This is a genomic window from Flavobacterium commune, assembly GCF_001857965.1.
In the GTDB taxonomy this organism is placed as follows: domain Bacteria; phylum Bacteroidota; class Bacteroidia; order Flavobacteriales; family Flavobacteriaceae; genus Flavobacterium; species Flavobacterium commune.
This window is the reverse complement of the sequence record NZ_CP017774.1, coordinates 1,928,450-1,954,569: the sequence shown is the minus strand read 5'-3', so window position 1 is coordinate 1,954,569 and position 26,120 is coordinate 1,928,450. Positions and strand designations below refer to the sequence as shown.

Here is a 26,120-nt window from a genome sequence, read left to right as displayed (position 1 = left end):
TCAAAAAGTTTATTAAAAAATACCATTAAGAGATTAAGTTCATGAAGCGTACAGCTAAATTTCCTTAATCTCTTAATGGTTTTATAAATTTATTCAAGACCTAGTTGACCAAAACTATCTCGGTAACTTTTATATGTTTTTCCGTATCTGTTTTCCAGATCTCTCCTTTTAACACCACCTTATTTCCTGTCTTGAAAACTTTATAGTTTTGCTCAAGATTAACTCTACTTACAGTAGCTAAGTAAATTTGATTTTTATCCGTTTTGATTTTTGCAGTGTAGCCGTCCTTACCATATACAATTGACTCCACACTACCTTCAACCTGATTTTTATCTTTTAGCGAAGCACAAGAGAAAATCAAACCAACAAAAAACAACAGGCTCAAAAACTTTTTCATATTGCTATTTTTTACTTAAAACTTTTTTAATCATAACATCATCTTTCAAAACAATGTCATAATAGGCTTTTTCTCCGTACAATTGTCGGGCAAATTCGGCATTCAGATAACGTTTTACTACCCATTTACTTTTGCGTAACTGAATCCCTTTTACATGTTTAACCATAAAGTCTTCAAAAATATCAAAATAAACATCGGTAGCATTCATTTTATCTAAAAACTGTTCAAACGAAAGCCCTTTGAAAGCATTTCGATTTTTATCCAATTGTTCAAAAACAAAATTCCCCACAATTCCCGACTCCATCAGATAAACAGTTGCTTCATCGGCATTTTCATATTCGATTGGCACAAAAACATCGGGAACAATCCCGCCTCCTCCGTATACAATTTTCCCTTTTGGAGTCTTAAATTTCAAATTAGCAGCAACTTTTATGCTATCTTTTGCATATAATTCACCATTTTTAAAACGAGTTTCCGATTCCTCAAAATACTGCTCACTTCCTTTTTCATAAGGTTTTTGAATCGACCTTCCCGTAGGTGTATAATAGCGCGCTACCGTTAATCGCACCGCCGAACCATCTTTAAAATCCATTTCGCGCTGTACCAAGCCTTTTCCAAACGAACGACGCCCTACTATAGTTCCGCGATCATTATCCTGAACCGCACCGGCAAGAATTTCACTGGCCGAAGCCGAATTTTCATTAATCAGAACAAACAATCTGCCTTTTTCAAATTCACCTCTTTCGGTCGCATAGGTTTTCTCAACACGACCCTTTTTATTTTTAGTAAAGACTATTAATTTTCTGTTACCCAATAATTCATCGGCAATAGCAATAGCTTCTTCCATATAGCCGCCTCCATTATCCCTAAGATTAATCACCAGTGTTTTTGCGCCTTGTGCTTTCAATCGGAGCAAATTAGTTTTAAACTCTTCATAAGTAGTTTCGGCAAAACGATTGATTTTTATATAAGCCGTTGAAGGGTTCAGCATCAAAGCCACATCAACACTCTTTAACGGAATGACATCGCGTTTTATCTTAAATTCGATTTTTCTTTTCTCAGATTTTCTATAAACCGTAAGTACTACCTCAGTTCCTTCTTTGCCTTTGAGTTTGGCGAACAAACTATCCGTAGGTAATTTTCGTCCAAACAATTTTGTCCCATCGGCAAACAAAATTCGGTCTCCGGCTTTGATTCCTGCTTTTGCCGAAGGGCCATTTTCAATAGGCTGAACAATAGCAACCGTATCTTTATAAACATAAAATCGAACACCAATCCCCACAAAATCACCTTTCATATTCTCAGCTACCTCGGCCTGTTGTGTTGGCGGAACATAAACCGAATGCGGATCTAATTGAGCTAAAATATTATCTACGGTTCTGTCAACAATCGAATCGGTATCAATATCATCAACATATTCATTGTCGATGAAATCAATCAACTGATTGAGTTTTGCTTTCGAACTATTTGTGGGCGAAAGCTGATTTTCTGTTGAAAAATCCAACAAACCACCTATAAAAATTCCTATCGCCAGAATAGCGCTAATATAAATAGGAATGTATTTACTATCTATTTTCACTTTTAATCTTCTAATTCCGGAATATGATCCACAATTACACCTGCTTTCTTTAAAAACTGAATTCCCGAATCATCACGGTATCCGTTTTGATATACAACCCTCTTAATTCCGGATTGATGAATTAATTTACTGCATTCTTTACAAGGCGAAAGTGTGATATACAATGTAGCTCCTTCACAAGATTGTGTAGATCTTGCCACTTTTAGAATAGCATTGGCTTCGGCATGCAACACATCCCATCTGGTTAGACCTTCTTCGTCTTCACAACAATTATCAAAACCCGAAGGCGTACCATTGTAACCATCAGAAATAATCATTCTGTCTTTAACAATAATAGCTCCTACCTGTTTGCGTTTGCAATAAGATAAAAGCCCCCATTCCTTAGCAATTCGAAGATAAGCCTTATCGTATTTATTCAATTTCTTTTGTTCCATAATCTATCTTAACCAAATTTCATTACCAATAATAATTGGCAAAACTACTCCAATAATAAATGCCGACATAACCAAAGTCCAATCTCTTTTAGAAAACCGAAAAACAGTTTGCACTATATATGCCAAAATCAAAACAACCAGCATGACAACTAACTGAGCGGCTTCGATTCCCAACGCAAATTCTAAGATTGCTAACAACTTAGAAGTTGCACTTCCATGATGAATAGATTTAAAAGTATTCAAAAATCCTAAACCGTGGATAATCCCAAAGAAAAGTGTGATAAAGAAAACCAAATTAATACTTTCCTTTTTACCCGATTTTCCTGCTGTAAAAAGATGAAACAAGGCCACTATTAAAATTGTAATGGGAATCAACAATTCGATTACGGCTACTTTGACAGCTATAATTCCATAAATAGTTAACAATAATGCAATAGTATGACCTAAAGTAAATGTAGTCACTAAGAGTAAAATGCGTTTCCAGTCTTTAAAAGCAAGCGGAATTGCAAGGGCGATTAGAAACAAAATATGGTCGTAGGAATAGATATTTAAAATATGTTTTAATCCTAATTGAAAATAAATTAAAAATTGGGACATCGATTGCATTATTTGATTGATAAAGGGATTGTAAACTTACGATTAATTTTGAAACCCTCAATTCAATTGCAGAGCAAACGCATCAGTTTTATTTTTGCCACAAATCACACTAATTTGTAGCAATTTTAATGACTTAAAAAAAATTACACTAATTTTAAATCTGCCTTTAACAGATTCGTGTAATCAATAACATCACAATTTGTGTTATTTCGTGCAATCTGCCTGTCGGCAGACAGGTTCGTGGCTGTTTTTTTTATTACTAAAAGCAATGCGTTTGCCCTCAATTCAATTGCAAATTTCTTTAAAATAAAATTGATTCTAAATTAGATTCCCCATTAAATTAAAATTCAAAAGAAAATTAATAATTTAAAAATTGAAGTATATTTGTCTAATAAAAAAACACAGAAATTATGTCATTTTCAGATTTATTTGATAGCGAATTTAAACAAAGAAACAAAGGTCATTTTGCTGCAATTGTTCGTGTTGCTCTAGCTGACGGCATTGTTTCTGAGGAAGAAAAAGCGTTCATCAACAAACTAGCTACAAGACTTGAAATTGCTCCTTCAGAATACGAAGAGATTGTAGAAAATCCGGCAATTCACCCAATTAATCCCCCTTATTTATATTCTCAAAGACTGGAGCGTTTGTACGATTTAGCAAGAATGGTTCATGTTGATCACCAATTAGGAGACAAACAAGAAGTACTTTTGAGAAAAATAGGAATTGGCTTAGGTTTTACACCAAGCAACGTAAATCACATTATAGCAAAAGCCTTATCATTAGTTGACAAAAAAGTGGATTTTGATACTTTTGCCTACGAAATGCAAAACATGCACAAGTAATTTTACCTTTTTAAGTACATATAAAAAGCTCTTGATATTGAATTCAAGAGCTTTTTATATGATGTATTTATCTGAAAAACTATTATTTAGAAGCCTTCAACATAAACTCTTCTGCCTTAGTTACCATGTTATAACTTCCACAGAAAAACGGTACACGTTCATGTAATTCTGTTGGCTTAATTTCCATAATTCGTCTAAATCCATCCGAAGCTTTACCACCGGCTTGTTCAGCAATAAAAGCCATTGGATTGCATTCGTACAGCAATCGCAATTTACCTTTAGGTGCCTTAGAACTTGTAGGATAAATATAAATCCCTCCCTTAATCATATTTCGGTGAATATCCGAAACTAAACTACCAATATATCTTGAAGTATAAGGCCTATCCCCTTCTTCGGATTGACAATATTTAATATAATCTTTAACTCCTTGAGGAAACTGAATATAATTCCCTTCATTGATAGAATAAATATGTCCGTCTTTAGTAAATTTCATATCAGGATGCGAAAGATAGAAAGTACCAATTGCAGGATTCAACGTAAAACCATTCACTCCATGACCAGTGGTATAAACCAGCATTGTCGATGTACCGTAAATTACATAACCCGCCGCTACCTGCATGGTTCCCGGTTGCAAAAAATCTTCTAAGGTAACAGGAGTTCCCACCGGAGTAACACGTCGGTAAACCGAGAAAACAGTTCCTACCGAAACATTCACATCAATATTAGAAGAACCATCCAAAGGATCCATTAAAACGACATATTTGTTTTTATGCCCTTTGTCTTTTCCTTCAACAGTTATAAAATCATCATTTTCTTCAGAGGCAATTCCGCAAACAATCTCGCGATTTTTTAAAGTTTGGATAAAAACCTCATTAGCATAAACATCTAATTTCTGCTGGTCTTCTCCTTGAATATTTTGTTCACCAGCCGCTCCGGTAATATCAATTAAACCCGCTTTATTTACTTTGTAACTTACTACTTTTGCAGCCAATCGGATTGAATTGATTATTCGGGATAATTCGCCAGATGAATATTGAAAGGCATTTTGATTTTCAATAATAAATTCTCCTAAGGTTTTAGTGCTTTCTTCCATTACGAAATCGATATAATTTGAATTTGAAGTCACAAATATCGTTTTTTTTGTGATAATGATTCAATAAAACTTACTTAGTTTGGCAGTATTGTATATTTGCTAATAATTAGCAGCCTATCAGTTTCCAGGAAAGCCTTATTGTTAAATTTTAATCCAAATAATACGAATATATGAATATTAGAGTAGGTAAAAAAGAAGACATGAAGGCGGTTCTTAGCCTAATTCAGGAGTTAGCCGAATTTGAAAAAGAACCCGATGCTGTCAAAGTTACAGAAGCCGATTTGATTAGGGATGGTTTTGGTGAAAAACCCCTGTTTCATGTTTTTGTTGCCGAAGTACAGCAGGAGATTGTTGGAATTGCGCTCTATTATTACCGATATTCAACCTGGAAAGGAAAAATAATCCATCTTGAAGATTTGGTAGTAAAAAACAGCATGCGCGGTCAAGGTGTAGGTTATGCACTTTATTCCGAAATTATCAGGCAGGCACAGAGAGACAAGGTCAGACGAATTGACTGGAATGTACTGGATTGGAATACACCGGCAATTGATTTTTACGAAAAAACAGGAGCCAAAGTACTCAATGAATGGTGCGTAGCTCAAATGGATGAAGACGGTATTGCCAATTTTATAGAAAAGAAATTAAAATAAAAAACATATAATAATGACTTTAAATTTTTCAGCGATAAATCTTAAGTCTTAAATCTTAATTTAAAATGAAAGTATTCAAATTTGGTGGAGCATCTGTAAAAGATGCTGCCGGTATAAGAAACGTATATGACGTTTTACAAAAAGCAGGTTACGAGGATGTATTATTAGTTGTTTCGGCAATGGGGAAAACTACCAATGCCTTAGAAGTAGTAATCAAAAATTATTTCGATAAATCACCTGAACTTAACGCTTCGGTTCAGGAAATTAAAAAATACCACAATCAGATTTTATTGGATTTATTCGAAGACGATAAACATGAGGTATTTGCTGCTGTACAAAATCATTTTACTGATTTAGAGTATTTCCTGGCTCATAACAAATCGCCTAACTACAACTTTGTTTACGACCAAATAGTAAGCATGGGAGAGATTATTTCGACAACTGTTTTGAGTTACTACATGAATTTCATGGGGATTGAAACCCAATGGATTGATGTTCGTAATTACATTAAAACAAACAACAATTACCGTGATGCCGAAGTTGACTGGGAATTAACTCAAAGCAACATCTCTAAAAACATCAAAACCAAAAGCTTAAACATCACTCAGGGATTCTTAGGTTCTGACGAAAATAACTTTACAACAACCTTAGGCCGTGAAGGTTCTGATTATACTGCCGCAATTTTTGCTTATTGCTTAAATGCCGAAAGTGTTACTATCTGGAAAGACGTTCCGGGAGTTATGAATGCCGACCCTAGATATTTTGAAAATGCAAGTTTGTTAAATCAAATTTCGTACAGAGAAGCTATCGAATTAGCTTTCTACGGAGCAACGGTTATTCACCCAAAAACATTACAACCATTGCAAAAAAAGGAAATTCCTTTACACGTAAAATCATTCATCAATCCTTTATTAAAAGGAACTGTTGTGAGCAAAGGAGCAACACTTGAGCCATTCATGCCTTGTTTCATTGTAAAAAGAGAACAATTATTAATTTCACTTTCTTCTATTGATTTTTCATTCATCATGGAAGAAAACATTAGTGAAATATTTGGTTTATTCCACGAATTTAAAATTAAGGTAAACTTAATTCAAAACTCGGCTATCAGTTTTTCTGTATGTGTTGAGGACAAATTTGGTAACTTTAAAGACCTTCTTGCTATTTTATCTAAAAAATTCAAAGTGGGTTACAACGAAGATGTTACTTTATACACGATTAGACATTTTAATGACGCTGCTGCTCAAACAGTAGTAGAAGGAAAAACGGTGCTATTGAAACAATTAGGTACTGAAACGATGCAAATTGTTACTAAAGAAGGCTAATCTTTTCGCTATAATTATACAAAAAGACACTGTTGTTTTGCAGTGTCTTTTTTTTTACAAATTCCTCATTTAATTGTTATTTTAGGAAATAAAAACTTAATAGTTTGATAATTCATAAGCAAGTTTACAAAAACTTTGTTTAAGTATTTTTATCATTAAAAATGATTTAAAAAAATGAATTTAAACTCTCCTAGCAAAAACATTTTAGTAGCTCCGTTAAACTGGGGCTTGGGACACGCAACACGCTGTATTCCTATTATTAAAGCCTTACAAGACAATAATTTCATACCAATTATTGCCTCAGACGGCATTGCTTTGGACTTATTAAAAAAAGAATTTCCCTATTTAAAATTTCTTGAACTACCTTCTTACCAAATAGAATATGCCAAAAACGGCAAGTATTTTAAATGGAAACTGCTCAAAAATTGCCCAAAAATGATTGAAGCCATTTTAGAAGAAAAAAGATTAGTAAAAAAATGGATTAAAAAACACGACATCGACGGAATTATCTCTGACAACAGACTTGGTGTATTTAACAAAAAAGTGCCTTCGGTATTTGTTACTCACCAACTCAATGTAATGACAGGAAATACTACCTGGTTGAGCAGCATTTTACATCAAAATATTATAAAAAAATATACCGAATGCTGGATTCCGGACACAGCAAGCACACCCAATTTAGCCGGCGAATTAAGTCATTTAAAAAATCATGATTTAAACATCAAATACATCGGGCCATTGAGTAGAATGCAGCAAAAAAAAGCAACTAAAAAATACGACTTGATGATTATACTTTCCGGCCCTGAACCGCAACGCGGAATGCTGGAAGAAAAATTGAAAAAAGAAATTACACTTTACAATGGTAACATTCTTTTTATAAAAGGAATTATAGAAAAAGAACAAAAAAAAGAGCAAATAGGTAGTATTACTTTTTATAACTTCATGCACAGCCGACAACTGGAACAAGCACTGAACGAAAGTGACATCATTCTTTGCCGCTCAGGATATACCTCGATTATGGATTTGGCAAAACTGAATAAAAAAGCCTTTTTTATTCCTACTCCCGGACAATACGAACAAGAATATTTAGCCAAAAAACTAAAAAAAGAAGCTCTTGTTCCTTTTACAAAACAAGAGCTTTTTACTATTAAAGATTTGGATCAAATTGACAACTACAAAGGGCTTTCTGAGATAAAATCAGATTTAAACTGGTCTGAAATTTTCAAAGTTTTTTCATTAAACGAACACTAATCGACCATTAAAAATGGTCAATTAGTGCGTTTAAAGTGTTATCCTATATAACCCCCGTTTATAGGATAACGAAACAAAAACTAACCTAACTAACTAGTTACTTTATTGAAACAATTACAAATTCACTTCGTCTATTGGCCTGGTGTTCATCTTCAGTACATTCAACACCATCGGCACATTTATTAACTAATTTTGACTCTCCGTAACCCACAGCGGTCAATCGGGAAACTTCAATTCCGTTTTGAATCAACCAGGCTTTAGTGGCAGCTGCTCTCCTTTCTGATAATTTCCAATTGTACATAGCTGTATTTCTACTATCGGTATGCGAACGAATATCAATTTTGATCGTTGGATTTTGCATCATTACATCTAAAATCTTAGACAATTCTAAAGCTGCATCAGCTCGGATATCGGATTTATTCAAATCAAAATAGATGATTTTTATCCCGAATACCTTAGCAATATCATCACCAACAGTTACTTTTTTCAAGGTTTTTTCTATGGTAACCGGAACAAAAGTTTTACCAGTATTATCAGCAATTGTTGTAGAGATTTCGTCGGTATTATAAGCTTCTTTTTCAGTTTTGATATAATATTTAGCCTCACATTCGACTTCTCCAAAATCAAACTCACCTTTGTCGTTAGTGGCCGATGATTTCAACAATTGATAACTACTGTTATACAAACTCACCTTAGCATTTGTAATCAATTGACTAGTCTCAACATCGGTCACTTTTCCTGCTAAAAACTGCTCGCATGGATATTCAATTGATCTGTTTTCTTTAACTTTATAGATATCGTCTCCTCCTAACCCCCCATCTCTGTTTGAAGTAACATAACCTATTTTAGTAGCAGGATTAATTAACAAAGCAAAATCATCCTTAGAACTATTCAAGGGTTCACCCACATTTAAAACTTCTTTAAAGCTTCCGTCCTGTCTGGCTTTTGCAACAAAAACATCCATTCCTCCCAAACCGGGATGACCATCTGAGGCAAAATAGAGTTCGTTTTTTTCGGTTACAAATGGAAAAGTTTCCCTGCCTTCGGTATTGATTCCTTTTCCTAAATTCTCAGGAGTTCCATAAGTTCCATCGTCATATATTTTCACCTTATAAAGATCGGACTGCCCTAAAGTTCCCGGCATATCCGAAGCAAAATACAAGGTCTTTTCGTCAAAACTCAAGGCTGGATGTGCCACACTGTAATTGTCATTATTAAAAGGTAATTCGGTCACATTCTCCCATTTTTCACCATTTAAAGTGGCTCTGTAAATTTTCAGTAAAGTAGTTTTATTGGCATCATTGCCACGCTTACCTGCATTATAATTGTTTCGGGTAAAGTATACCGTTTTAGCATCGGCAGTAAAAACAGGAGTTGACTCATGAAACTTGCTATTCAAATTTTCGAATGCTTTTTTTACATTACCCAACATGCCATCTGAATCAATGTTGGATTGGTACAAATTAGTAAAGCCCTCTCCTGTCCATGGATCCATTCGTTTTACAAAACTCCCAGTATCCCGAGCCGAAGTAAAGACCAGATTTCCTTTGTAATAAGAACTTCCATAATCGGAATATTTAGAGTTGATTCCGGCATTTTCAATGATATATCTTCCTGAATTTTTCTTAATAATATCAAGGTAGTTTTTTTGAGTTGAAGCGAGTTTTGCTCTTAAATCATTACCGTTTTCCTTGTTAAACTTAGCCATCATTTCATCGGCTTTTTCATACTCTTTAATCGACTTTAAAGATTGAGCAAATCGATAATAACATTCGGGAGTCACAATGGTTTCGGTTGCAAATAACTCTTTGTAATATTTAGCAGCGTTTTCTAAATCGCCACTGAAATAATAAGCATTAGCCAACTTTAGCAGCATATCCGGAGACTTATAGCCTCTGTCAAACATGCGTTCGTAGGTTTTAATCGCATCAATATAAGCGAATCTGTCATAATCTTTATCTGCCTTTGTATCTCTGGAACCTACCTGTGCTGAAAGTTGCAAAGCAAAAAAGCCAAACAACAATATGGATATGTAATACTTTTTCATAAAACTATTATTTAAAAGAATCTTGGAGTTATTATCCTTCTTTGAATGTTGAACAATTCGAAACGCAGGAAAATCTCATGAGAACCTGAGTTGTAATTTTCCAGACTTGTGGTATCAAAATCATAACTATAGCCTACCAGTAATCCATCGGTAATTTGGATCCCTGCCATAGCTGTTGCAGCAGCACTCCATCGATAAGCAAGTCCTAACGAAACCTTATCCTGCAATAAAACATTGGCAGACAAATCAACTTGTAATGGAGCTCCCGAAACTATTTTAGTCAAAACACTTGGTTTTAACTTCACCGACGGACTCAAATCAAAAACATAACCTCCCATTAAATAGTAATGCAATCGGTCTTTGACAGCAGCCGAAGCATTGTCATCAAAATGCCTTACATTTAAAAAATTGGGAACCGAAAAACCTAAATACAATTGATCCGAATGATAATAAACCCCAGCCCCAACATTGGGTGCAAACTCATTATCAATATTGTTTTGAAACAAGGGATTACTGGGATCATATCGATTTAATTTAGTGTAATCCACATTCAACAAATCAGCCGAAACTTTGATTCCAAAAGACAAATCATACTTCTCAGATGTTGGAATCGAGTATGACAAATCTGCTCCAATATTACTTTGATCTCCAGCTCCAATTTTGTCATTTACAAATGAAAGTCCAATCCCTAACCTTGAATTTTGTATCGGGGAATGAATTGAAAACGCATTTGTAGTAGGTGCTCCGTCTAAACCGACCCATTGTGTACGATGCAAACCAAAAATACTTGTTACACCACGGCTACCGGCATAAGCAGGATTAATAGTAATGGTATTATACATATAATGGGTGTATTGCGAATCTTGCTGTGCAAAACCAGGCACCATTGCTAACAACAGAAGTAGTATTATAGAATTTGTTTTCATATATGTAAATTTTATTTGTCAGAGGTCATAGCTGCTTGCTGACAGTCAGCTATGGTATCCCGATTTCATTCTATTATTTTAATTTATTTCGAAAGAAACTTCCTTGCGGCAAACTGGATTATTAATCATTAATTAAATGCAGATAACCTGATTTATCATGTCCTTTTCCTTCTATATCTACATATTTAAGGATGTAGAAATATGTTCCGTTTGGCAAACCTTTGGATTGACTTACCGTTGTTCTTCCTTCGGAAATTCCCCTAAACGCCTTATCCCTATTATTATAACCATCTACTTCATAGACTTTCACTCCCCAACGGTCAAATACCTGAACAGTATTATCAGGATAACAATCCAATCCTCTTATGTATAAAACCCTTTCATATACTGAACCTACATTTGGAGAAACGGCATTAAAAACCTCTACAACACAGCCTTCAATACCTATTACAGTGGAATCATCTTCTAACGGACTATCATCATCTGACAAATCCTGAACTACAACTCCCAGTGGACTTGTTCCAAATACTATTGCCTGATTGTGAACATTTCCTGCAATAATATCCTGCTGAGTAAGTGTATAAGTTGCTGTAAAAGTGGTATTATCCATAGCTCCAATAGGCATATTAATAGTGCCCGAATTCATATCAAGCCCAACCTTTGTATCCTGAATCCAAACATTAGACAATGGTACATTACCCATATTCATAATCGTGTAAGTATATTGGATTGTCTCTCCTATTTGTGCCTGATCATCATTATTCTCATCCTGAAATTCACCCACTAACATTAATGCTATCTTTGGAGATTGGGCTAATGGAGTAATCGTACATGTTGGACAATCCGGATTAACCGGACAACTAACACAAGGTGTAGGATCGGTTGATGTATTGGTTACTTCTGTTTCTTTAGGTGTAGTTGCTTTAACAAGAGCTAAATTATAAACTAAACCGGCATCAATATCAGCCTGAGTGATAACATAAGTTGCCGTAAAAGCGGTACTATTTGAAGTATTATAAGCCAAAGTTGGAATAGGACTTCCTACTATTGTAACTTTTTCATCAGTTACAACTACATCATAAAGTGTTGTATTTCCTGTATTTCTAACCACAAAAGTGTAATTAATATGATCTCCTACATTTGTTAATCCATCATTATTAGCATCAATATAAACACCGTCTTTAGTAACACTAATAGAAGGGTTTGCTGTAATTTCAGTAATTGTTGGATTATCATTAGTAATTGTTGTACCTGATATATCTTCAACATCATTCCCTTGCGGATCTTTAGCCACTACTAAGGCCGAATTTGTTATTTCACCGGCATCAACATCAGCCTGTGTTAAAACATAAGTCCCAACAATAGTATTATTAGTAGCCCCAGGAGCTAAGCTGGCTATTGGACTTCCTGAAATCACTAAACCAACCATTGGGTCAGTAACCACAACATTTGTCAAAGTAGTATTTCCTGTATTTCTTACTGCAAATGTATAAGTGATAACATTTCCTAAAACTCCTGTTCCTCCTACTACTGCGGTTTTCACCAAGGCAATAGCATGATTTTGGGCAAGCGGAGTTTCGGTAGTATCATTAGTGGTTTCTGTAGTTCCTGAAATATCCGTCACATTATTATTCTGTGGATCTTTAGCAGTTACTAAAGCCGAGTTGCTTACTTTTCCGGCATCAATATCGGCTTGAGTGATGGCGTAAGTCCCCGTAATACTTGTATTCGTAGCCCCAGGAGCTAAACTAGCTATTGGACTTCCTGAAATCACTAAACCAACCATTGGGTCAGTAACCACAACATTTGTCAAAGTAGTATTTCCTGTATTTCTTACTGCAAATGTATAAGTGATAACATTTCCTAAAACTCCTGTTCCTCCTACTACTGCGGTTTTCACTAAGGCAATAGCATGATTTTGGGTAAGCGGCGTTTCGGTACTATCATTAGTAGTTTCTGTAGTTCCTGAAATATCCGTTACATTATTATTTTGTGGATCCTTGGCTGTTACCAAAGCCGAGTTGCTTACTTTTCCGGCATCAATATCGGCTTGAGTGATGGTGTAAGTTCCCGTAATACTTGTATTGGTAGCTCCAGGAGCTAAGCTGGCTATTGGACTTCCTGAAATCACTAGACCAACCATTGGGTCAGTAACCACAACATTTGTCAAAGTAGTATTTCCTGTATTTCTTACTGCAAATGTATAAGTGATAACATTTCCTAAAACTCCTGTTCCTCCTACTACTGCGGTTTTCACCAAGGCAATAGCATGATTTTGGGCAAGCGGAGTTTCGGTAGTATCATTAGTGGTTTCTGTAGTTCCTGAAATATCCGTCACATTATTATTCTGTTGATCTTTAGCAGTTACTAAAGCCGAGTTGCTTACTTTTCCGGCATCAATATCGGCTTGAGTGATGGTGTAAGTTCCCGTAATACTTGTATTGGTAGCTCCAGGAGCTAAACTGGCTATTGGACTTCCTGAAATTACTAATCCTGGCATTGGATCAGTCACAACAACATTAGTCAAAGTAGTATTTCCTATATTTCTTACTGCAAATGTATAAGTGATAACATTTCCTAAAACTCCTGTTCCTCCTACTACTGCGGTTTTCACCAAGGCAATAGCATGATTTTGGGTAAGCGGAGTTTCGGTACTATCATTAGTGGTTTCTGTAGTTCCTGAAATATCCGTTACATTATTATTCTGTGGATCTTTAGCAGTTACTAAAGCCGAGTTGCTTACTTTTCCGGCATCAATATCGGCTTGGGTGATAGTGTAAGTTCCCGTAATACTTGTATTGGTAGCTCCAGGAGCTAAACTGGCTATTGGATTTCCTGTTATACTTAAACCCACCATCGGATCGGACACTAAAATATTCTTTAATGTTGTTGTTCCTGTATTTTTCACTGTAAATGTATAAGTAATAACATCCCCTAAAACTCCTGTTCCTCCTACTACTGCAGTTTTCACCAAGGCAATAGCATGATTTTGGGTAAGCGGAGTTTCGGTACTATCATTAGTGGTTTCTGTAGTTCCTGAAATATCCGTTACATTATTATTTTGAGGATCCTTGGCGGTTACCAAAGCCGAGTTGCTTACTTTTCCGGCATCAATATCGGCTTGGGTGATGGTGTAAGTTCCTGTAATACTTGTATTGGTAGCTCCAGGAGCTAAACTGGCTATTGGACTTCCTGAAATCACTAAACCAACCATTGGGTCAGTAACCACAACATTTGTCAAAGTAGTATTTCCTGTATTTCTTACTGCAAATGTATAAGTGATAACATTTCCTAAAACTCCTGTTCCTCCTACTACTGCAGTTTTCACCAAGGCAATAGCATGATTTTGGGTAAGCGGAGTTTCGGTAGTATCATTAGTGGTTTCTGTAGTTCCTGAAATATCCGTTACATTATTATTTTGTGAATCCTTGGCTGTTACCAAAGCCGAGTTGCTTACTTTTCCGGCATCAATATCGGCTTGAGTAATGGTGTAAGTCCCTGTAATACTTGTATTTGTAGCTCCAGGAGCTAAACTGGCTATTGGATTTCCTGTTATACTTAAACCCACCATCGGATCGGACACTAAAATATTCTTTAATGTTGTTGTTCCTGTATTTTTTACTGTAAATGTATAAGTAATAACATCCCCTAAAACTCCTGTTCCTCCTACTACTGCGGTTTTTACTAAAGTAATAGATGAAGTTTGTGTAACCGGAGTTTCGGTACTATTATTGGTTCCTATTGTAGTCCCTGAAATATCCGTTACATCATTATCCAATGGATCCTTAGCAGTTACCAAAGCGGAGTTAACAACTTTTCCTGCATCGACATCGGCTTGCGTAATAGTGTAAGTTCCTGTTATAGTTGTATCAGTAACCCCAGGTGCTAAACTTGCAATAGGGCTTCCTGAAATCAGCAATCCTGGCATTGGATCGGTTACTACAACATCAGTTAAAGTTGTTGTTCCTGTATTGGTTACTGCAAAAGTGTAAGTAATTGTATCTCCAAATTCTCTAACTGCTGCCACATTTGCTGTTTTAACCAATGCAATTGTTGATCTTTGCCCAACCGGAGTTTCGGTACTATCATCGGTAGTAACTGTTGTTCCTGAAACATCGGTTACATTATTATTCTGTGGATCTTTAGCAGTTACTAAAGCCGAATTAGTTACCATTCCTGCATCGACATCTGCTTGCGTAATGGTGTAAGTTCCAGTTACACTAATATCGGTAGCCCCTGGAGCTAAACTGGCTATTGGACTTCCTGAAATTACTAATCCTGGCATTGGATCAGTCACAACAACATTAGTCAAAGTTGTTGTTCCTGTATTGGTTACTGCAAAAGTGTAATTAACAGTATCTCCTAAACCTCCTGCGCCTACAACACTTGCTGTTTTAACTAAAGCAATCGAATTAGTCTGACTTACAGATGTTTCGGTACTATCATCCGTAGCCAATGTAGTTCCCGAAATATCAGTAACATCATTATTCTGGGGATCTTTGGCTGTTACTAATGCTGAGTTAGTTACCATACCTACATTAACATCAGCCTGAGTAATAATATAAATCCCTTTAACAGTAGCATTAGTTGCTCCCGGAGCTAAACTGGCTATCGGACTTCCTGAAATCACTAACCCTGCCATTGGATCAGTCACAACAACATTAGTCAAAGTAGTATTTCCTGTATTGGTAACAGCAAAAGTATAAGTAATAACATCACCTAAAACTCCTGTTCCTCCTACTACTGCGGTTTTCACCAAGCCAATAGAATTCGTTTGAGCTATTGGAGTAGCCGTACAATCCGGACAAGCTGGGTTTACCGGACAAGTTGTACATGGTGTTGGATCAGTTGAAGTTGCAGTAATAATTGTACCCAAATTAGTTGTGGCAGTAACCGTTGCTAAATTATAAACCACTCCGGCATCAATATCAGCCTGAGTTATCATATAAGTCGCTGTATATGAGGCTGTATCATTTCCAGCCGGAGCTAAAGTAGCTATTGGACTTCCGCTTACTGTGGCATTATTATCCGTTACAGTTACATTAGTTAAAGTTTTACTACCTGTATTTCTTACATCAAAAGCATAATCCACTCTATCACCGGCATTTACAATTCCGTCATTGTTAGCATCTACATAAGTCCCGTCTTTTGTTACTGAAATGGATGAAGAATTACAAGACAAATTTCCACTACCTTCATCATCACTTTCTGAAGTATTTACAAATGCTCCATATACATTTATAGAATTGATGACACTTGCTACAGAATTTAAAGTCAATTTAATTTCGTCAAAGGCTAAATTAGTTTTGAAACCAACATTATAAACTCCCGGAGTAGATCCTAAAACATCAATTCCTAAAAGAGATAAATCGATTAACTGAGCTGCTGATCTTGCTTCTTGCAAAATGCCATTGTTATAGGTGCTTATTGTCATCGATTGCAATAAATTTACCTGTGCTAATGTTCCTAAATCTCTAATAACAAAACCTGCAAAAGTTCCTTTAGGATAAGTAAACAAATGATCTTTTACCGCTACAGAACCCGAGCCTACTACTCCTGCAATCAAAGTAATATTGGCAAAATCAGTTTCGTCAGCTGTTAATAAATTATCGGTATCATTTACTGCACAGGCCACACAGGCCACGCCCTCAATACCGGTATTATCTCCATTTATTGTTACCGGAAAAGCCGGATTTGTCCAAAGATAATTTTGATTACATTCAACTATTGGATTACATAATCTTTGAAAAACCGCACTATATACTTTAACTTCTCCAAGATTTACTGCAACCAGATTTTGAAATGTAATTCGAACCTCATCAAAAAGCAATGTAGCAACAAAACCTATCGTCTGTTTTCCTGTTCCAACTAACAAATCAGTTCCAACAGCAACTAATGGTCCATTACCCGATTTTGATTCCTGTTGAACACCATCTAAATAAGTAGTTACCCTTACAGCTCCTAAAGCATCAACATTAAGCAAGGCTGGATTTTCTATAGTATAACCGGCAAATGTTCCTGCAGGATAATTAGTTATTTGGTCTTTTACAGACAGACTTCCTGTTGTTCCTACCCCTACAGATAAATTGACACTGGCATAATTACTAAGGTCAGCATCTATTAAATTATCCTGATTAGTTACCGTACACAATGCACACACTAAACCATTAATTCCCGAATTGACATTATTAATATATACCGGATATGCCGGTGTGTTCATTACTGTTTGCATATTACAAGTGAGCTCAGGTCCTGCACAGAATCTCTGAAAAACTGCTCCATATACTCTGGTAGTCCCCAGATTTAAACCTATTGTCTGATTAACGGACAGTTTTACTTCATCAAATGACTGATTCGCAACAAATCCCAGTTTAAAACGTCCTCCCGAAGCAAGCAATGAAGCATTAGCAACCAAATTAGTCCCTGAAAATTGTTCCCGAAGTACTCCGTCCAAATAAGTCGAAACCACAACATTTCCTAAAGCAGCTATACTTAAAAGATTCAAATTCTCAATTTCAACACCGGCATAAGTTCCGGCAGGATAATCAGTAATCATCTCTTTTATGGCTATACTTCCTGAAGCCAGCAAACCAACAGTTAAGTTAATAGTTGCATAATCAGTATCACTGGCACTAATTGCATTTTCAACATCGGTAACACTGCCCACGCTTACTCCTGACATTCCTGTATTAGCCTGACTAATAGCAACCGGATGAGTAGGCAAACTTAGTTTAGTAACTGTATTACAGTCTAAGGCAGGTCCGGCGCAATATTCCCTTATTACTGCATGGTAAATATCAGTAGAACTTAATAAAGACACTCCTCCATCTAATACTATTTCGACAGCATCAAATGTTAGAGCAGTATTAAACCCAACAATATAATCAGTTGGACTGGAAAGCAATGTTAATCCCAATAAAGAAGCTCCCGACATTGTTTCTCTTAAAACACCATCGTTATAAGTTCGTATCCTTATTCCGTTTAATAAATCCAAACTAAGCAGTCCTCCGGCAGGAGCTATCTTAAATCCGGCAAAAGTACCCGCTGCAAAAGTTGAATTCCCATCAGTTACACGCAACGAATGATTGGTACCAATACTTAGCACTCCAAAACTTGCCGTAGCAAAATCGGTCAAACTGGCATTGATTAAGCGGCTTTCATTAAATATCCCGCATCCTAAAAGCGAAATACATCCTCCACTGGTATTAGTACTTACTGATAAATCATCAAAATTAGCCGATACAAAAGGAGTTGGAGTTGCTACATTACATTGTCCAAAAGAATTAAAAGACACTATAAATAAACCTATAAACAAAAACAACTGATGCTGTATGTTTCTGAGTAGCGTATTTTTAATAACATTCTTATTAAATAAATCAAGGTAATTATTTCTCATAATCTAAAGAATTTGAATTTGATTTAAATCAATATTTTATAGGTTTAGTTTTGAGTAATTGACACTCAAAAAAGAGTTAAACCCAATAGCAGTAACGATTTATTTACAAAAATAAAGCATTGATTATGTAAATTGTGAGAATATACGCTGATATAAAACGATTTATAAGTAAAATAAAAACTACAAAAAAATTGATAAAATTCTATACCAAAACCGATTTATTCTTACAAAAATAACAGCAGCATATTTGATATATTTGTAGTACACGATAATCTAATTAAGATAAAAATCATCTTCAACGTCTTAGCCATTCTCAAATAGCAACAAAAAAATAACATACAAACCTCAATAGTTAAGATTTGAAACAAGCCAAAAGAAATACTATCACTTTTTTAGTTCTTATATTAACCGCATGTTCTATGTTAATAGTGATTAATTTTTACACCATAAAAACTTTATCAGCAACCAGAGCTTATGTAAATGGAGAATCCCGCTATTCAAAAGGACACAATGTGGCAACCCGCAATTTGATAAACTATCTTTATACAAACAAAGAAGAATATTGGATGAAGTTCAAATCCAATATCAGTATTCCTTTAGGTGATAAAAAAGCCCGAATAGCACTCATTAATAAATTAGATTCTGAAACCATCAAACAAGGCTTTAGAGAAGGTAAAAATCATGAAGAAGACTTAAACGATATGATTTGGCTCTTTAATAATTTTAAAAGTATCTGGTTTTTAAAAAATGCCATTGCCGAGTGGAAAGTGGGCGATTCGTTAAACACCGAGCTCAATAAATTAGGACTTAAGGTAAAGCAAAAAATAGATAATAATGAATTAGACCACAATGCCAAGATTAAAACACTACTGCAACTGGACGATTTGAATAAAAAAATAGGACTTAGTGAAGAACGCTTTTCTACTCTTTTGGGGGACGGAACACGTAAAACAAACTATTACCTTTTGTTGACTAACATCTTTTTTATATGTGTAATTATAGGTTCCATAAGCATTTACTACAGCACTATGCTCCAAAAGATATTAAAATCAAAACAAGAACTAAAACAACAAAAAGAGCAACTGGAAGCCATTATTAAAGATTTAGAAAAAACAAAGCAGGACTTACATACCGAAATCATTCAACACAAAAAAATAATTGGAACCATTAGTCACGACATCAGAAGTCCGCTAAAATACATTCAGCTTATTGCCAAACACCTAAGCATCAGCACTAAAAAAGCAAAAAATACCATTACCTATAAATATGCCGATTCTATCTACAAATCATCCTCCCAACTCTATAATTTTACAAAAACACTGATTGAATATTCTAAAATATACATCGAAGACAAAGATTACAATCAGAACTATTATTCGGTTCATGAATTAATTGAAAACAAAAAGATTTTTTTTGAAGAAATTGCCTTAAACAACAATACCCAAATTATAAATAATACTAAGAACAGTCTAAAATCAAATATAAACATCCGAATTATTTCGATAATCATCCACAATTTGATAGACAATGCTGTAAAAAACACCCAATCGGGAATTATAGAAATTGGCGCAAAGGCAAATACTGAAAAAATAAGCTATTGGATTAAAGACACAGGCAGCGGAATGAGTCAGGATATAATTGATTATTACACCAAATTATTCCAAAACAGAGACCCCGAAAAGCTAATTTTAAGCACCTATGGAATAGGCTTACATCTGGTACTCGAATTACTAATAATCCTAAAAGGGAATATCACATTTTCAAATCCTAATAACCAGGGAACAACAGTAACTATAGACATTAATCTAAAAGAAAATTTTTAATCTAAATATACAATCATGCAAAAAGAAATCCTTATCGTTGACGACCATCTAGTTGTAAGAACAGGTGTTTCCATAATTTTAGAAGAAAAAATTAAAAACGTTGCTATTTCAACCAAAGACAATTACAGCGGAACATTAGATTTTTTAAAAAAGAAAAAAATAGATTTAATCATACTGGACATCAATATTCCCGGGGGCAGAAATACCGCTATGATAGAAGAAATCAAAAACATTCAACCTGATGTCAAAATACTCATTTTTTCTGTTTATGAAGAAGAAACCCATGCCTGCCCTTATATTATTGCCGGAGCCAATGGTTATCTCAATAAATTAAGTGACAAAAAAATGCTTGTTAATGCTATTGACACAATCTTAAAAACAGGAAATTATTTAACTCCAAATATTGTAAACGAACTGGTAAAAGCTTCTACAAATAAAACCAGTAATGACCCATTAGAAAAGCTCTCCAAACGAGAAAGAGAAATTTCGGAGTTATTAGTCAAAGGCGACGGAAACATTGAAATTGCCAACAAACTGAGTATTCAACTCACTACAGTAAGCACTCATAAAAACAAAATATTCAACAAACTCAACATCAAAAACATAGTTGAACTCATTGGTCTTTTCAACAAAACCAACGGAATAAATATCTGATAAAAATATTTTTGAGCTTTTTAAAAAAAGCTCAAAAATATTTCAACATAACTTTTCAAAATTTTTCTATCGTAAAATTAAATCTCGTAAACTTTCCTACTTCAGATTCAACATCAATAGTACCACCTAAGGCCAGTACTAATTTTTTTACTGTTGCAAGACCAATTCCGTTTCCTGTTTCTCCATTATGGTCACAGGTATCCAAAACTTCAAAAATTTCAAAAATTTTATGCTGATTTTCTTTTGATATGCCGGGACCATTATCTGTTACCGAAATTCGATATTGTAAATCTTCTTCATTTACCATAATTTCAATTTGAGCTATTTCTTTGTCATTGTATTTGATGGCATTAGAAATAAGATTAATTAAAATTTGCTCTAAGGCTACCTTATTGATAATCAATTTAGAAACATTCGATTTTAAACTAATATCATATTTATTATTAAAACTAAATAGTCCTAAAATTTCTTTCTTTAGTATTTGTAAATCGATTTCAGCTTTCTCTTGCTCAATAATTTTATCGTATTTACTATACTCTAATAATTCATCAATAAGTCCTCTTAATTTAGCCGAAGACTGATGAATTAACGCTATAATTTCGGACGCCTCTTCTTCTAAATCTTCACAATAATGTTCTATAAAAAAATCTGTCAAAGCATTAATATTCCCTAATGGTGATTTTAAATCGTGAGCTGCTATATAAGCAAAGCGCTCTAATTCTTTGTTTTTGTTTTCAAATTCGAATAAATTTTTTTCGAGTTGTTTTTTTTTCTTTCTCAACTCTAACAACTTCATTGCCTGATTCGAAAGTGCTTTCAAGGATTTTATCTGATTCTCACTTAATTCATTAGGTTTATTATCAATAACACATAAAGTCCCAAGGGGTAAACCATTTTGACTAACCAACGGAGCTCCTGCATAAAAAACAACATTAGGTTCCTCAATTACAAGAGGATTATCATAGAAGCGATGATCATTTCTGGCATCCTGAACAATAAATACTTCATCAGGATTGAGTATTGCATGGGCACAAAAAGCAATTTCCTTAGAAGTTTCCATAACATCGGTACCATAATGTGATTTAAACCACTGTCTTTTATTGTCTAAAAGACTAATCAGTGAAATTGGAGTACCACATATTTGAGATGCTAAATAAGTTAACTCATCGTACTCATCTTCAGGCAGAGTATCTATAATAGCATAAGAATCTAAGTCTTTTAACCTCTCATTTTCCCATACAAACGTATCTGGTTTAATCATATATCTTTAGTATTATATCTCGTTATTTTTATTAAGTCAATTTAAAAAATATATTCATTACCCGCTATTGAAATTTAAAATATTTTATAAAATACAAAGAAAAAAACAGTCGTACTTAAATTGTCTTACCGGATTAATTGTTTTCAAAACTAAAAGGCACAAAAAAAGCCGGCTCTTTTATTGCAAAAAAACCAGCTTTTTTTTCATTAAAATATTCGATTACTGTTGCTTATCATCAAACTTTTCATGTTTGATAATCTTGGCTTTAATCATAAAATGGACGTGCTCGGCAATATTAGTACAATGTTCTGAAACGCGTTCTAAATGTTTTAAAACCATAACCAGATTCATTCCTGAAACTACAGCCTTAGAGTTCGATTTCATTTCGTTCATCAAGCTATGAATCATATCATCCGTTCCTTTTTTAATACTGTTATTGAGTACAAAAATTTCTCCAATAGTGGTTTCGCTTCTATCTAAGAAACACTGATTCATTTTTACCGTGATTTCCTCAACTTGTTTTGCCAATTCGGCTACATTGAATTTTACGATTAAATCGTGCTTGTCTTTAATGTTTTTCGAATTTTTGATAACACTCATTGCCAAATCGCCAATTCTTTCAATCTCATTACTGATTTGCATCGAAGCCATGATAAACCGCAAATCGGAAGCTACAGGCTGTTGCAAGGCAAAAATAGTTTGACAAATCTCATCGATTTTCACATCTAATCTATCTATTTTTTCTTCGGTTTTTTTCACCTCTTTCTTCTCTGCCATAGGCTCTGAAAGCAGTGCTTTTACCGCTTCAATTAATTGATTTTCGGCAAGAGTACCTATCTTGATTATTACGTTTTTAAGTTTATCTAATTCTATTTCGAAGTGTGATGCCATTTTTTTAATTTTAAAGTTATCCGATTACAAATTGGGAACAAATATCAGCCAAATCTTCCTGTTATATAATCCTCAGTTTGCTGTATTGCCGGTTTGGTAAAAATCGTTTTTGTCTTATCACATTCAATCAATTTTCCCATATAGAAAAAAGCCGTATTGTCGCTCACACGCGCTGCCTGCTGCATATTATGCGTCACAATAACAATAGTATATTGCTTTTTTAATTCGTGTACTAATTCTTCAATTTTTGAAGTCGAAATAGGATCTAATGCCGAAGTAGGCTCATCCATCAATAAAACCGAAGGCTGTATAGCCAGAGCACGGGCAATACACAAACGCTGTTGTTGTCCACCGGATAATTCAAATGCCGATTTTTTTAACTTGTCTTTTACCTCATCCCAGAGTGCCACCTGCTCAATGGAAGTAATCACTCTTTCTTCGATTAAATGTTTATCCTCAACTCCGTTCACTCTCAAACCATAGGCCACATTTTCATAGATTGTTTTAGGAAAAGGATTAGGTTTCTGGAACACCATTCCCACATTCTTTCTCAAATCATCAACATTAGTATTCTTTTGATAAATATCCTTTTGATCAATTAAAATACTTCCTTCCATTCGGGTGTTATCAATCAAATCATTCATTCGATTCAATAAACGCAAATAAGTTGACTTCCCACAACCTGATGGCCCAATAAGTGCCGTAACGGTATTCTCCTTCATCGATAACGAAATGTCGTGTAAGGCCTGGGTTTCTCCGTAAAAAAAATTTACGTTTCTGGATTCTATTTTGTGCATGTTATACTTTTTACTTTTACTTAATAAACCAACTTTAATGGCATTAATTCATTTTTACTTTTTTCCCGTAATATTTACGAAGTGCATTCGCCAATAAATTAGAGATTAATACAATTATAATTAAAATAAGTGCCGTTCCATAAGCCATTGCTCTCGATTTCTCAATATTAGTTCCACTGGTTGCAATTACATATAAATGATACGGCAAAGCCATAGCCTGATCAAAAATAGACGAAGGTAATTTAGGCAAAAAATAAGCGGCTACAGTAAATAAAATAGGAGCTGTTTCGCCGGAAACCCTTCCGATGGAAAGAATCAAACCGGTAATGATATTTGGAAAAGCGATTGGCAAAACTACTTTGCTTGTTGTTTGCCATTTAGAAGCTCCCAAACCTAAACTGGCCTGCCTGAAAGTAGAATCAACAGCTTTTAAAGATTCTTCAGTTGTTCTGATAACAACAGGAAGTACTAATAATCCCAGAGTTAATCCACCGGCTAAAATTGAATCGCCAAAACCCAGTTTATTGACAAACAACGACATCCCAAATAATCCAAAAACAATCGATGGAACTCCCGCCAGATTATTTGTCATCTGTTTGATTATCTTTTTAACCCAACCGTCTTTTACATATTCGTTCATGTAAATTGCAGCAAAAACACCCACCGGAAAAGCAAAAATCATACTTGCCAAAACCAAACAAAGCGTACCTATGATGGCTGGAAAAATTCCGCCTTCGGTCATTCCGTTACTTGGCATTGCTGTAATGAATTCCCAACTAATTACGCCGATTCCTTTGACCACAATAAATGCCAGAATAACAAATAAAAGGGCTACAATAGCATAACTTATTGCTGTAAAGATTCCAAAAGCAATGTTTTGGCTAATTCTCTTTTTACGGGCTAATTTATTTTGTGCTTTCATTATTAATGTTTTTTGTGTGCTTTTCTGTTAGTCACTAATTCGACTAACATATTGATCCCAAATGTGATTAGGAATAAAATACAACCCAAAGCAAATAAGGCTTCGTAATGCAAACCTCCGTTTGGTGCTTCACCCAGTTCGGCAGCAATGGTTGCCGGAATGGTTCTTACCGGAGCTAAAAGGGTATTAGGAATTACAGCAGCATTTCCGGTCACCATTAATACCGCCATGGTTTCGCCAATAGCCCTACCAATTCCTAAAATAGCTCCCGCAGTAATTCCCGAAGCCGAATAAGGCATGACCACCTTATAAATAGTTTGCCATTTGGATGCACCTAAAGCCAAACTGGCTTCTTTCATGGCACGTGGCGTATTGCGCATGGCATCTTCTGAAATAGTAATAATAGTTGGCAAAGCCATAATAGCTAAAACCACACTTCCTGCTAATCCGGTTTCGCCTACAGGCAAATTAAACATTTCCTGAATTAAAGGGACAATCACCACTAATCCAAAAAAACCATAAACTACCGATGGAATTCCGGCTAATAATTCGATTAAAGGTTTTAATAAACTTCGGGTTCTTTTTTGAGCAATTTCACTAAGATAAATTGCCGCCGCTAATCCAATAGGCAAAGCCAATAAAATAGCACCAAAACTTACCCACAGCGTTCCATAAATTAAAGGCTTTACTCCCATTTGAGCAATGGGTTGGGCTGTAGGAAACCATTCTTCACCTGATAAAAATTCCCAAACCTTAATTTTATCAATATCTAACTCTTTACCAACAAATTGATCCGACTTGTATTTATCTGAAAAAAAAGCAATAATGCCGGGTTGTTTCTGAATTAGTTCATTAATTTTTTCAGGAAAATGCTCAAAGTTAGCTCCTAATTCTTCCTCAGTATAATATTGGGTAATATCACTGGTTGTAAATAACACTATGGGCCTGTTCTCACCTCCGAGTTGGTTCCAATTGGTTATTTTTTTATCAAAAACATCTTTTACTTGCGAAGGCTGAAGTGTCTTTACTTTGTTAGTAGCATTAACCACTAACAAATAACCATCATCAATGGGTTTTCTATTAAAAACTCCAGCACCTTCAATAAATAGAAAAAAAACAATCAAAACTACGGTAATACTTGTGGCCGCACCACTTAGCATTAAAACGGCTTCGATAAGCTTCTCTTTCAGCTGTTTAAAATTTGTTTTCAAATCAGTATCTTTTATTTTTTTGCAAAA

Annotated in this window: 19 protein-coding genes; 6 read left to right on the top strand and 13 right to left on the bottom strand. The window is 34.8% G+C overall.

Going from position 1 to position 26,120, the window contains the following annotated elements; all coding sequences use genetic code 11:
* Window positions 1–100 precede the first annotated feature (100 nt).
* The 4 genes from BIW12_RS08085 to BIW12_RS08070 are packed head-to-tail and all read right to left on the bottom strand — an operon-like array spanning window position 101 to window position 3,007.
* A complete protein-coding gene (locus BIW12_RS08085; RefSeq protein ID WP_071184656.1) occupies window positions 101–397 on the bottom strand; it encodes a hypothetical protein in 297 nt (98 codons plus the stop codon).
* 4 nt (window positions 398–401) lie between these two features.
* Window positions 402–1,976 (bottom strand): S41 family peptidase, encoded by a 1,575-nt coding sequence (locus tag BIW12_RS08080; protein ID WP_071184655.1) that lies wholly within the window; start codon window positions 1,974–1,976, stop codon window positions 402–404.
* Between the two features lie 2 nt (window positions 1,977–1,978).
* Entirely contained in the window at window positions 1,979–2,410 is a 432-nt protein-coding gene (locus BIW12_RS08075) for a deoxycytidylate deaminase (protein WP_071184654.1), read from the bottom strand.
* A 3-nt stretch (window positions 2,411–2,413) separates the two neighbouring features.
* Entirely contained in the window at window positions 2,414–3,007 is a 594-nt protein-coding gene (locus BIW12_RS08070) for a HupE/UreJ family protein (protein WP_071184653.1), read from the bottom strand.
* A 410-nt stretch (window positions 3,008–3,417) separates the two neighbouring features.
* Here BIW12_RS08070 and BIW12_RS08065 point away from each other — a divergent pair, with 410 nt between their 5' ends.
* Window positions 3,418–3,849 (top strand): fructose 1,6-bisphosphatase, encoded by a 432-nt coding sequence (locus BIW12_RS08065; RefSeq protein WP_071184652.1) that lies wholly within the window; start codon window positions 3,418–3,420, stop codon window positions 3,847–3,849.
* 82 nt (window positions 3,850–3,931) lie between these two features.
* On the opposite strand, the gene fbp is transcribed toward BIW12_RS08065, so the two are convergent.
* A complete protein-coding gene (gene fbp / locus BIW12_RS08060) occupies window positions 3,932–4,942 on the bottom strand; it encodes a class 1 fructose-bisphosphatase (RefSeq protein ID WP_071184651.1) in 1,011 nt (336 codons plus the stop codon).
* 170 nt (window positions 4,943–5,112) lie between these two features.
* Here fbp and BIW12_RS08055 point away from each other — a divergent pair, with 170 nt between their 5' ends.
* The 3 genes from BIW12_RS08055 to BIW12_RS08045 all read left to right on the top strand — a co-directional run bounded on the left by BIW12_RS08055 (window position 5,113) and on the right by BIW12_RS08045 (window position 8,165).
* Complete coding sequence (locus BIW12_RS08055) at window positions 5,113–5,592, top strand: GNAT family N-acetyltransferase (RefSeq protein WP_071184650.1); 480 nt, start codon at window positions 5,113–5,115, stop codon at window positions 5,590–5,592.
* A 65-nt stretch (window positions 5,593–5,657) separates the two neighbouring features.
* Window positions 5,658–6,914: an aspartate kinase gene (locus BIW12_RS08050; protein WP_071184649.1), complete on the top strand. Its 1,257-nt coding sequence runs from the start codon at window positions 5,658–5,660 to the stop codon at window positions 6,912–6,914.
* Window positions 6,915–7,088: 174 nt separating this feature from the next.
* On the top strand, window positions 7,089–8,165 hold the full coding sequence (locus tag BIW12_RS08045) for a glycosyltransferase (protein ID WP_071184648.1): 1,077 nt from the start codon (window positions 7,089–7,091) through the stop codon (window positions 8,163–8,165).
* Between the two features lie 97 nt (window positions 8,166–8,262).
* On the opposite strand, the gene BIW12_RS08040 is transcribed toward BIW12_RS08045, so the two are convergent.
* The 3 genes from BIW12_RS08040 to BIW12_RS08030 form a co-directional block, all read right to left on the bottom strand.
* On the bottom strand, window positions 8,263–10,212 hold the full coding sequence (locus BIW12_RS08040) for an OmpA family protein (RefSeq protein WP_071184647.1): 1,950 nt from the start codon (window positions 10,210–10,212) through the stop codon (window positions 8,263–8,265).
* 11 nt (window positions 10,213–10,223) lie between these two features.
* Window positions 10,224–11,138: a PorP/SprF family type IX secretion system membrane protein gene (locus BIW12_RS08035; RefSeq protein WP_071184646.1), complete on the bottom strand. Its 915-nt coding sequence runs from the start codon at window positions 11,136–11,138 to the stop codon at window positions 10,224–10,226.
* A gap of 121 nt (window positions 11,139–11,259) precedes the next feature.
* Window positions 11,260–18,534 carry a DUF7507 domain-containing protein gene (locus BIW12_RS08030; protein ID WP_083382075.1) on the bottom strand — a complete coding sequence of 2,425 codons (7,275 nt, stop codon included), beginning with the start codon at window positions 18,532–18,534 and terminating at the stop codon, window positions 11,260–11,262.
* Window positions 18,535–18,953: 419 nt separating this feature from the next.
* Between BIW12_RS08030 and BIW12_RS08025 the strand changes: the two genes are divergently transcribed.
* Both BIW12_RS08025 and BIW12_RS08020 read left to right on the top strand, forming a co-directional pair.
* A complete protein-coding gene (locus BIW12_RS08025; RefSeq protein ID WP_071184644.1) occupies window positions 18,954–20,357 on the top strand; it encodes a sensor histidine kinase in 1,404 nt (467 codons plus the stop codon).
* A gap of 15 nt (window positions 20,358–20,372) precedes the next feature.
* Window positions 20,373–21,011, top strand: coding sequence for a response regulator transcription factor (locus BIW12_RS08020; RefSeq protein WP_071184643.1), 639 nt, complete (start codon window positions 20,373–20,375; stop codon window positions 21,009–21,011).
* A gap of 55 nt (window positions 21,012–21,066) precedes the next feature.
* Here BIW12_RS08020 and BIW12_RS08015 read toward each other — a convergent pair whose 3' ends face one another.
* From BIW12_RS08015 to pstC, 5 genes are all read right to left on the bottom strand, one after another.
* Window positions 21,067–22,272 carry a GAF domain-containing sensor histidine kinase gene (locus tag BIW12_RS08015; protein ID WP_071184642.1) on the bottom strand — a complete coding sequence of 402 codons (1,206 nt, stop codon included), beginning with the start codon at window positions 22,270–22,272 and terminating at the stop codon, window positions 21,067–21,069.
* Window positions 22,273–22,491: 219 nt separating this feature from the next.
* Window positions 22,492–23,163: a phosphate signaling complex protein PhoU gene (gene phoU / locus BIW12_RS08010; RefSeq protein WP_071184641.1), complete on the bottom strand. Its 672-nt coding sequence runs from the start codon at window positions 23,161–23,163 to the stop codon at window positions 22,492–22,494.
* Window positions 23,164–23,207: 44 nt separating this feature from the next.
* Window positions 23,208–23,960 carry a phosphate ABC transporter ATP-binding protein PstB gene (gene pstB, locus BIW12_RS08005; RefSeq protein WP_071184640.1) on the bottom strand — a complete coding sequence of 251 codons (753 nt, stop codon included), beginning with the start codon at window positions 23,958–23,960 and terminating at the stop codon, window positions 23,208–23,210.
* Window positions 23,961–24,003: 43 nt separating this feature from the next.
* Complete coding sequence (gene pstA / locus BIW12_RS08000) at window positions 24,004–24,882, bottom strand: phosphate ABC transporter permease PstA (protein WP_071184639.1); 879 nt, start codon at window positions 24,880–24,882, stop codon at window positions 24,004–24,006.
* Between the two features lie 2 nt (window positions 24,883–24,884).
* The gene (gene pstC, locus BIW12_RS07995) at window positions 24,885–26,093 is read right to left on the bottom strand and encodes a phosphate ABC transporter permease subunit PstC (protein WP_232227065.1); all 1,209 of its coding nucleotides are present in this window, start codon (window positions 26,091–26,093) and stop codon (window positions 24,885–24,887) included.
* Window positions 26,094–26,120 lie beyond the last annotated feature (27 nt).

Bases quoted from the DNA above. Each gene is read 5' to 3' on its own strand.
- BIW12_RS08085 (WP_071184656.1), bottom strand. From the start codon at position 397: ATGAAAAAGTTTTTGAGCCTGTTGTTTTTTGTTGGTTTGATTTTCTCT.
- BIW12_RS08075 (WP_071184654.1), bottom strand. From the start codon at position 2,410: ATGGAACAAAAGAAATTGAATAAATACGATAAGGCTTATCTTCGAATT.
- BIW12_RS08070 (WP_071184653.1), bottom strand. From the start codon at position 3,007: ATGTCCCAATTTTTAATTTATTTTCAATTAGGATTAAAACATATTTTA.
- BIW12_RS08065 (WP_071184652.1), top strand. From the start codon at position 3,418: ATGTCATTTTCAGATTTATTTGATAGCGAATTTAAACAAAGAAACAAA.
- fbp (WP_071184651.1), bottom strand. From the start codon at position 4,942: ATGGAAGAAAGCACTAAAACCTTAGGAGAATTTATTATTGAAAATCAA.
- BIW12_RS08055 (WP_071184650.1), top strand. From the start codon at position 5,113: ATGAATATTAGAGTAGGTAAAAAAGAAGACATGAAGGCGGTTCTTAGC.
- BIW12_RS08050 (WP_071184649.1), top strand. From the start codon at position 5,658: ATGAAAGTATTCAAATTTGGTGGAGCATCTGTAAAAGATGCTGCCGGT.
- BIW12_RS08045 (WP_071184648.1), top strand. From the start codon at position 7,089: ATGAATTTAAACTCTCCTAGCAAAAACATTTTAGTAGCTCCGTTAAAC.
- BIW12_RS08040 (WP_071184647.1), bottom strand. From the start codon at position 10,212: ATGAAAAAGTATTACATATCCATATTGTTGTTTGGCTTTTTTGCTTTG.
- BIW12_RS08035 (WP_071184646.1), bottom strand. From the start codon at position 11,138: ATGAAAACAAATTCTATAATACTACTTCTGTTGTTAGCAATGGTGCCT.
- BIW12_RS08030 (WP_083382075.1), bottom strand. From the start codon at position 18,534: ATGAGAAATAATTACCTTGATTTATTTAATAAGAATGTTATTAAAAAT.
- BIW12_RS08025 (WP_071184644.1), top strand. From the start codon at position 18,954: ATGTTAATAGTGATTAATTTTTACACCATAAAAACTTTATCAGCAACC.
- BIW12_RS08020 (WP_071184643.1), top strand. From the start codon at position 20,373: ATGCAAAAAGAAATCCTTATCGTTGACGACCATCTAGTTGTAAGAACA.
- BIW12_RS08015 (WP_071184642.1), bottom strand. From the start codon at position 22,272: ATGATTAAACCAGATACGTTTGTATGGGAAAATGAGAGGTTAAAAGAC.
- phoU (WP_071184641.1), bottom strand. From the start codon at position 23,163: ATGGCATCACACTTCGAAATAGAATTAGATAAACTTAAAAACGTAATA.
- pstB (WP_071184640.1), bottom strand. From the start codon at position 23,960: ATGCACAAAATAGAATCCAGAAACGTAAATTTTTTTTACGGAGAAACC.
- pstA (WP_071184639.1), bottom strand. From the start codon at position 24,882: ATGAAAGCACAAAATAAATTAGCCCGTAAAAAGAGAATTAGCCAAAAC.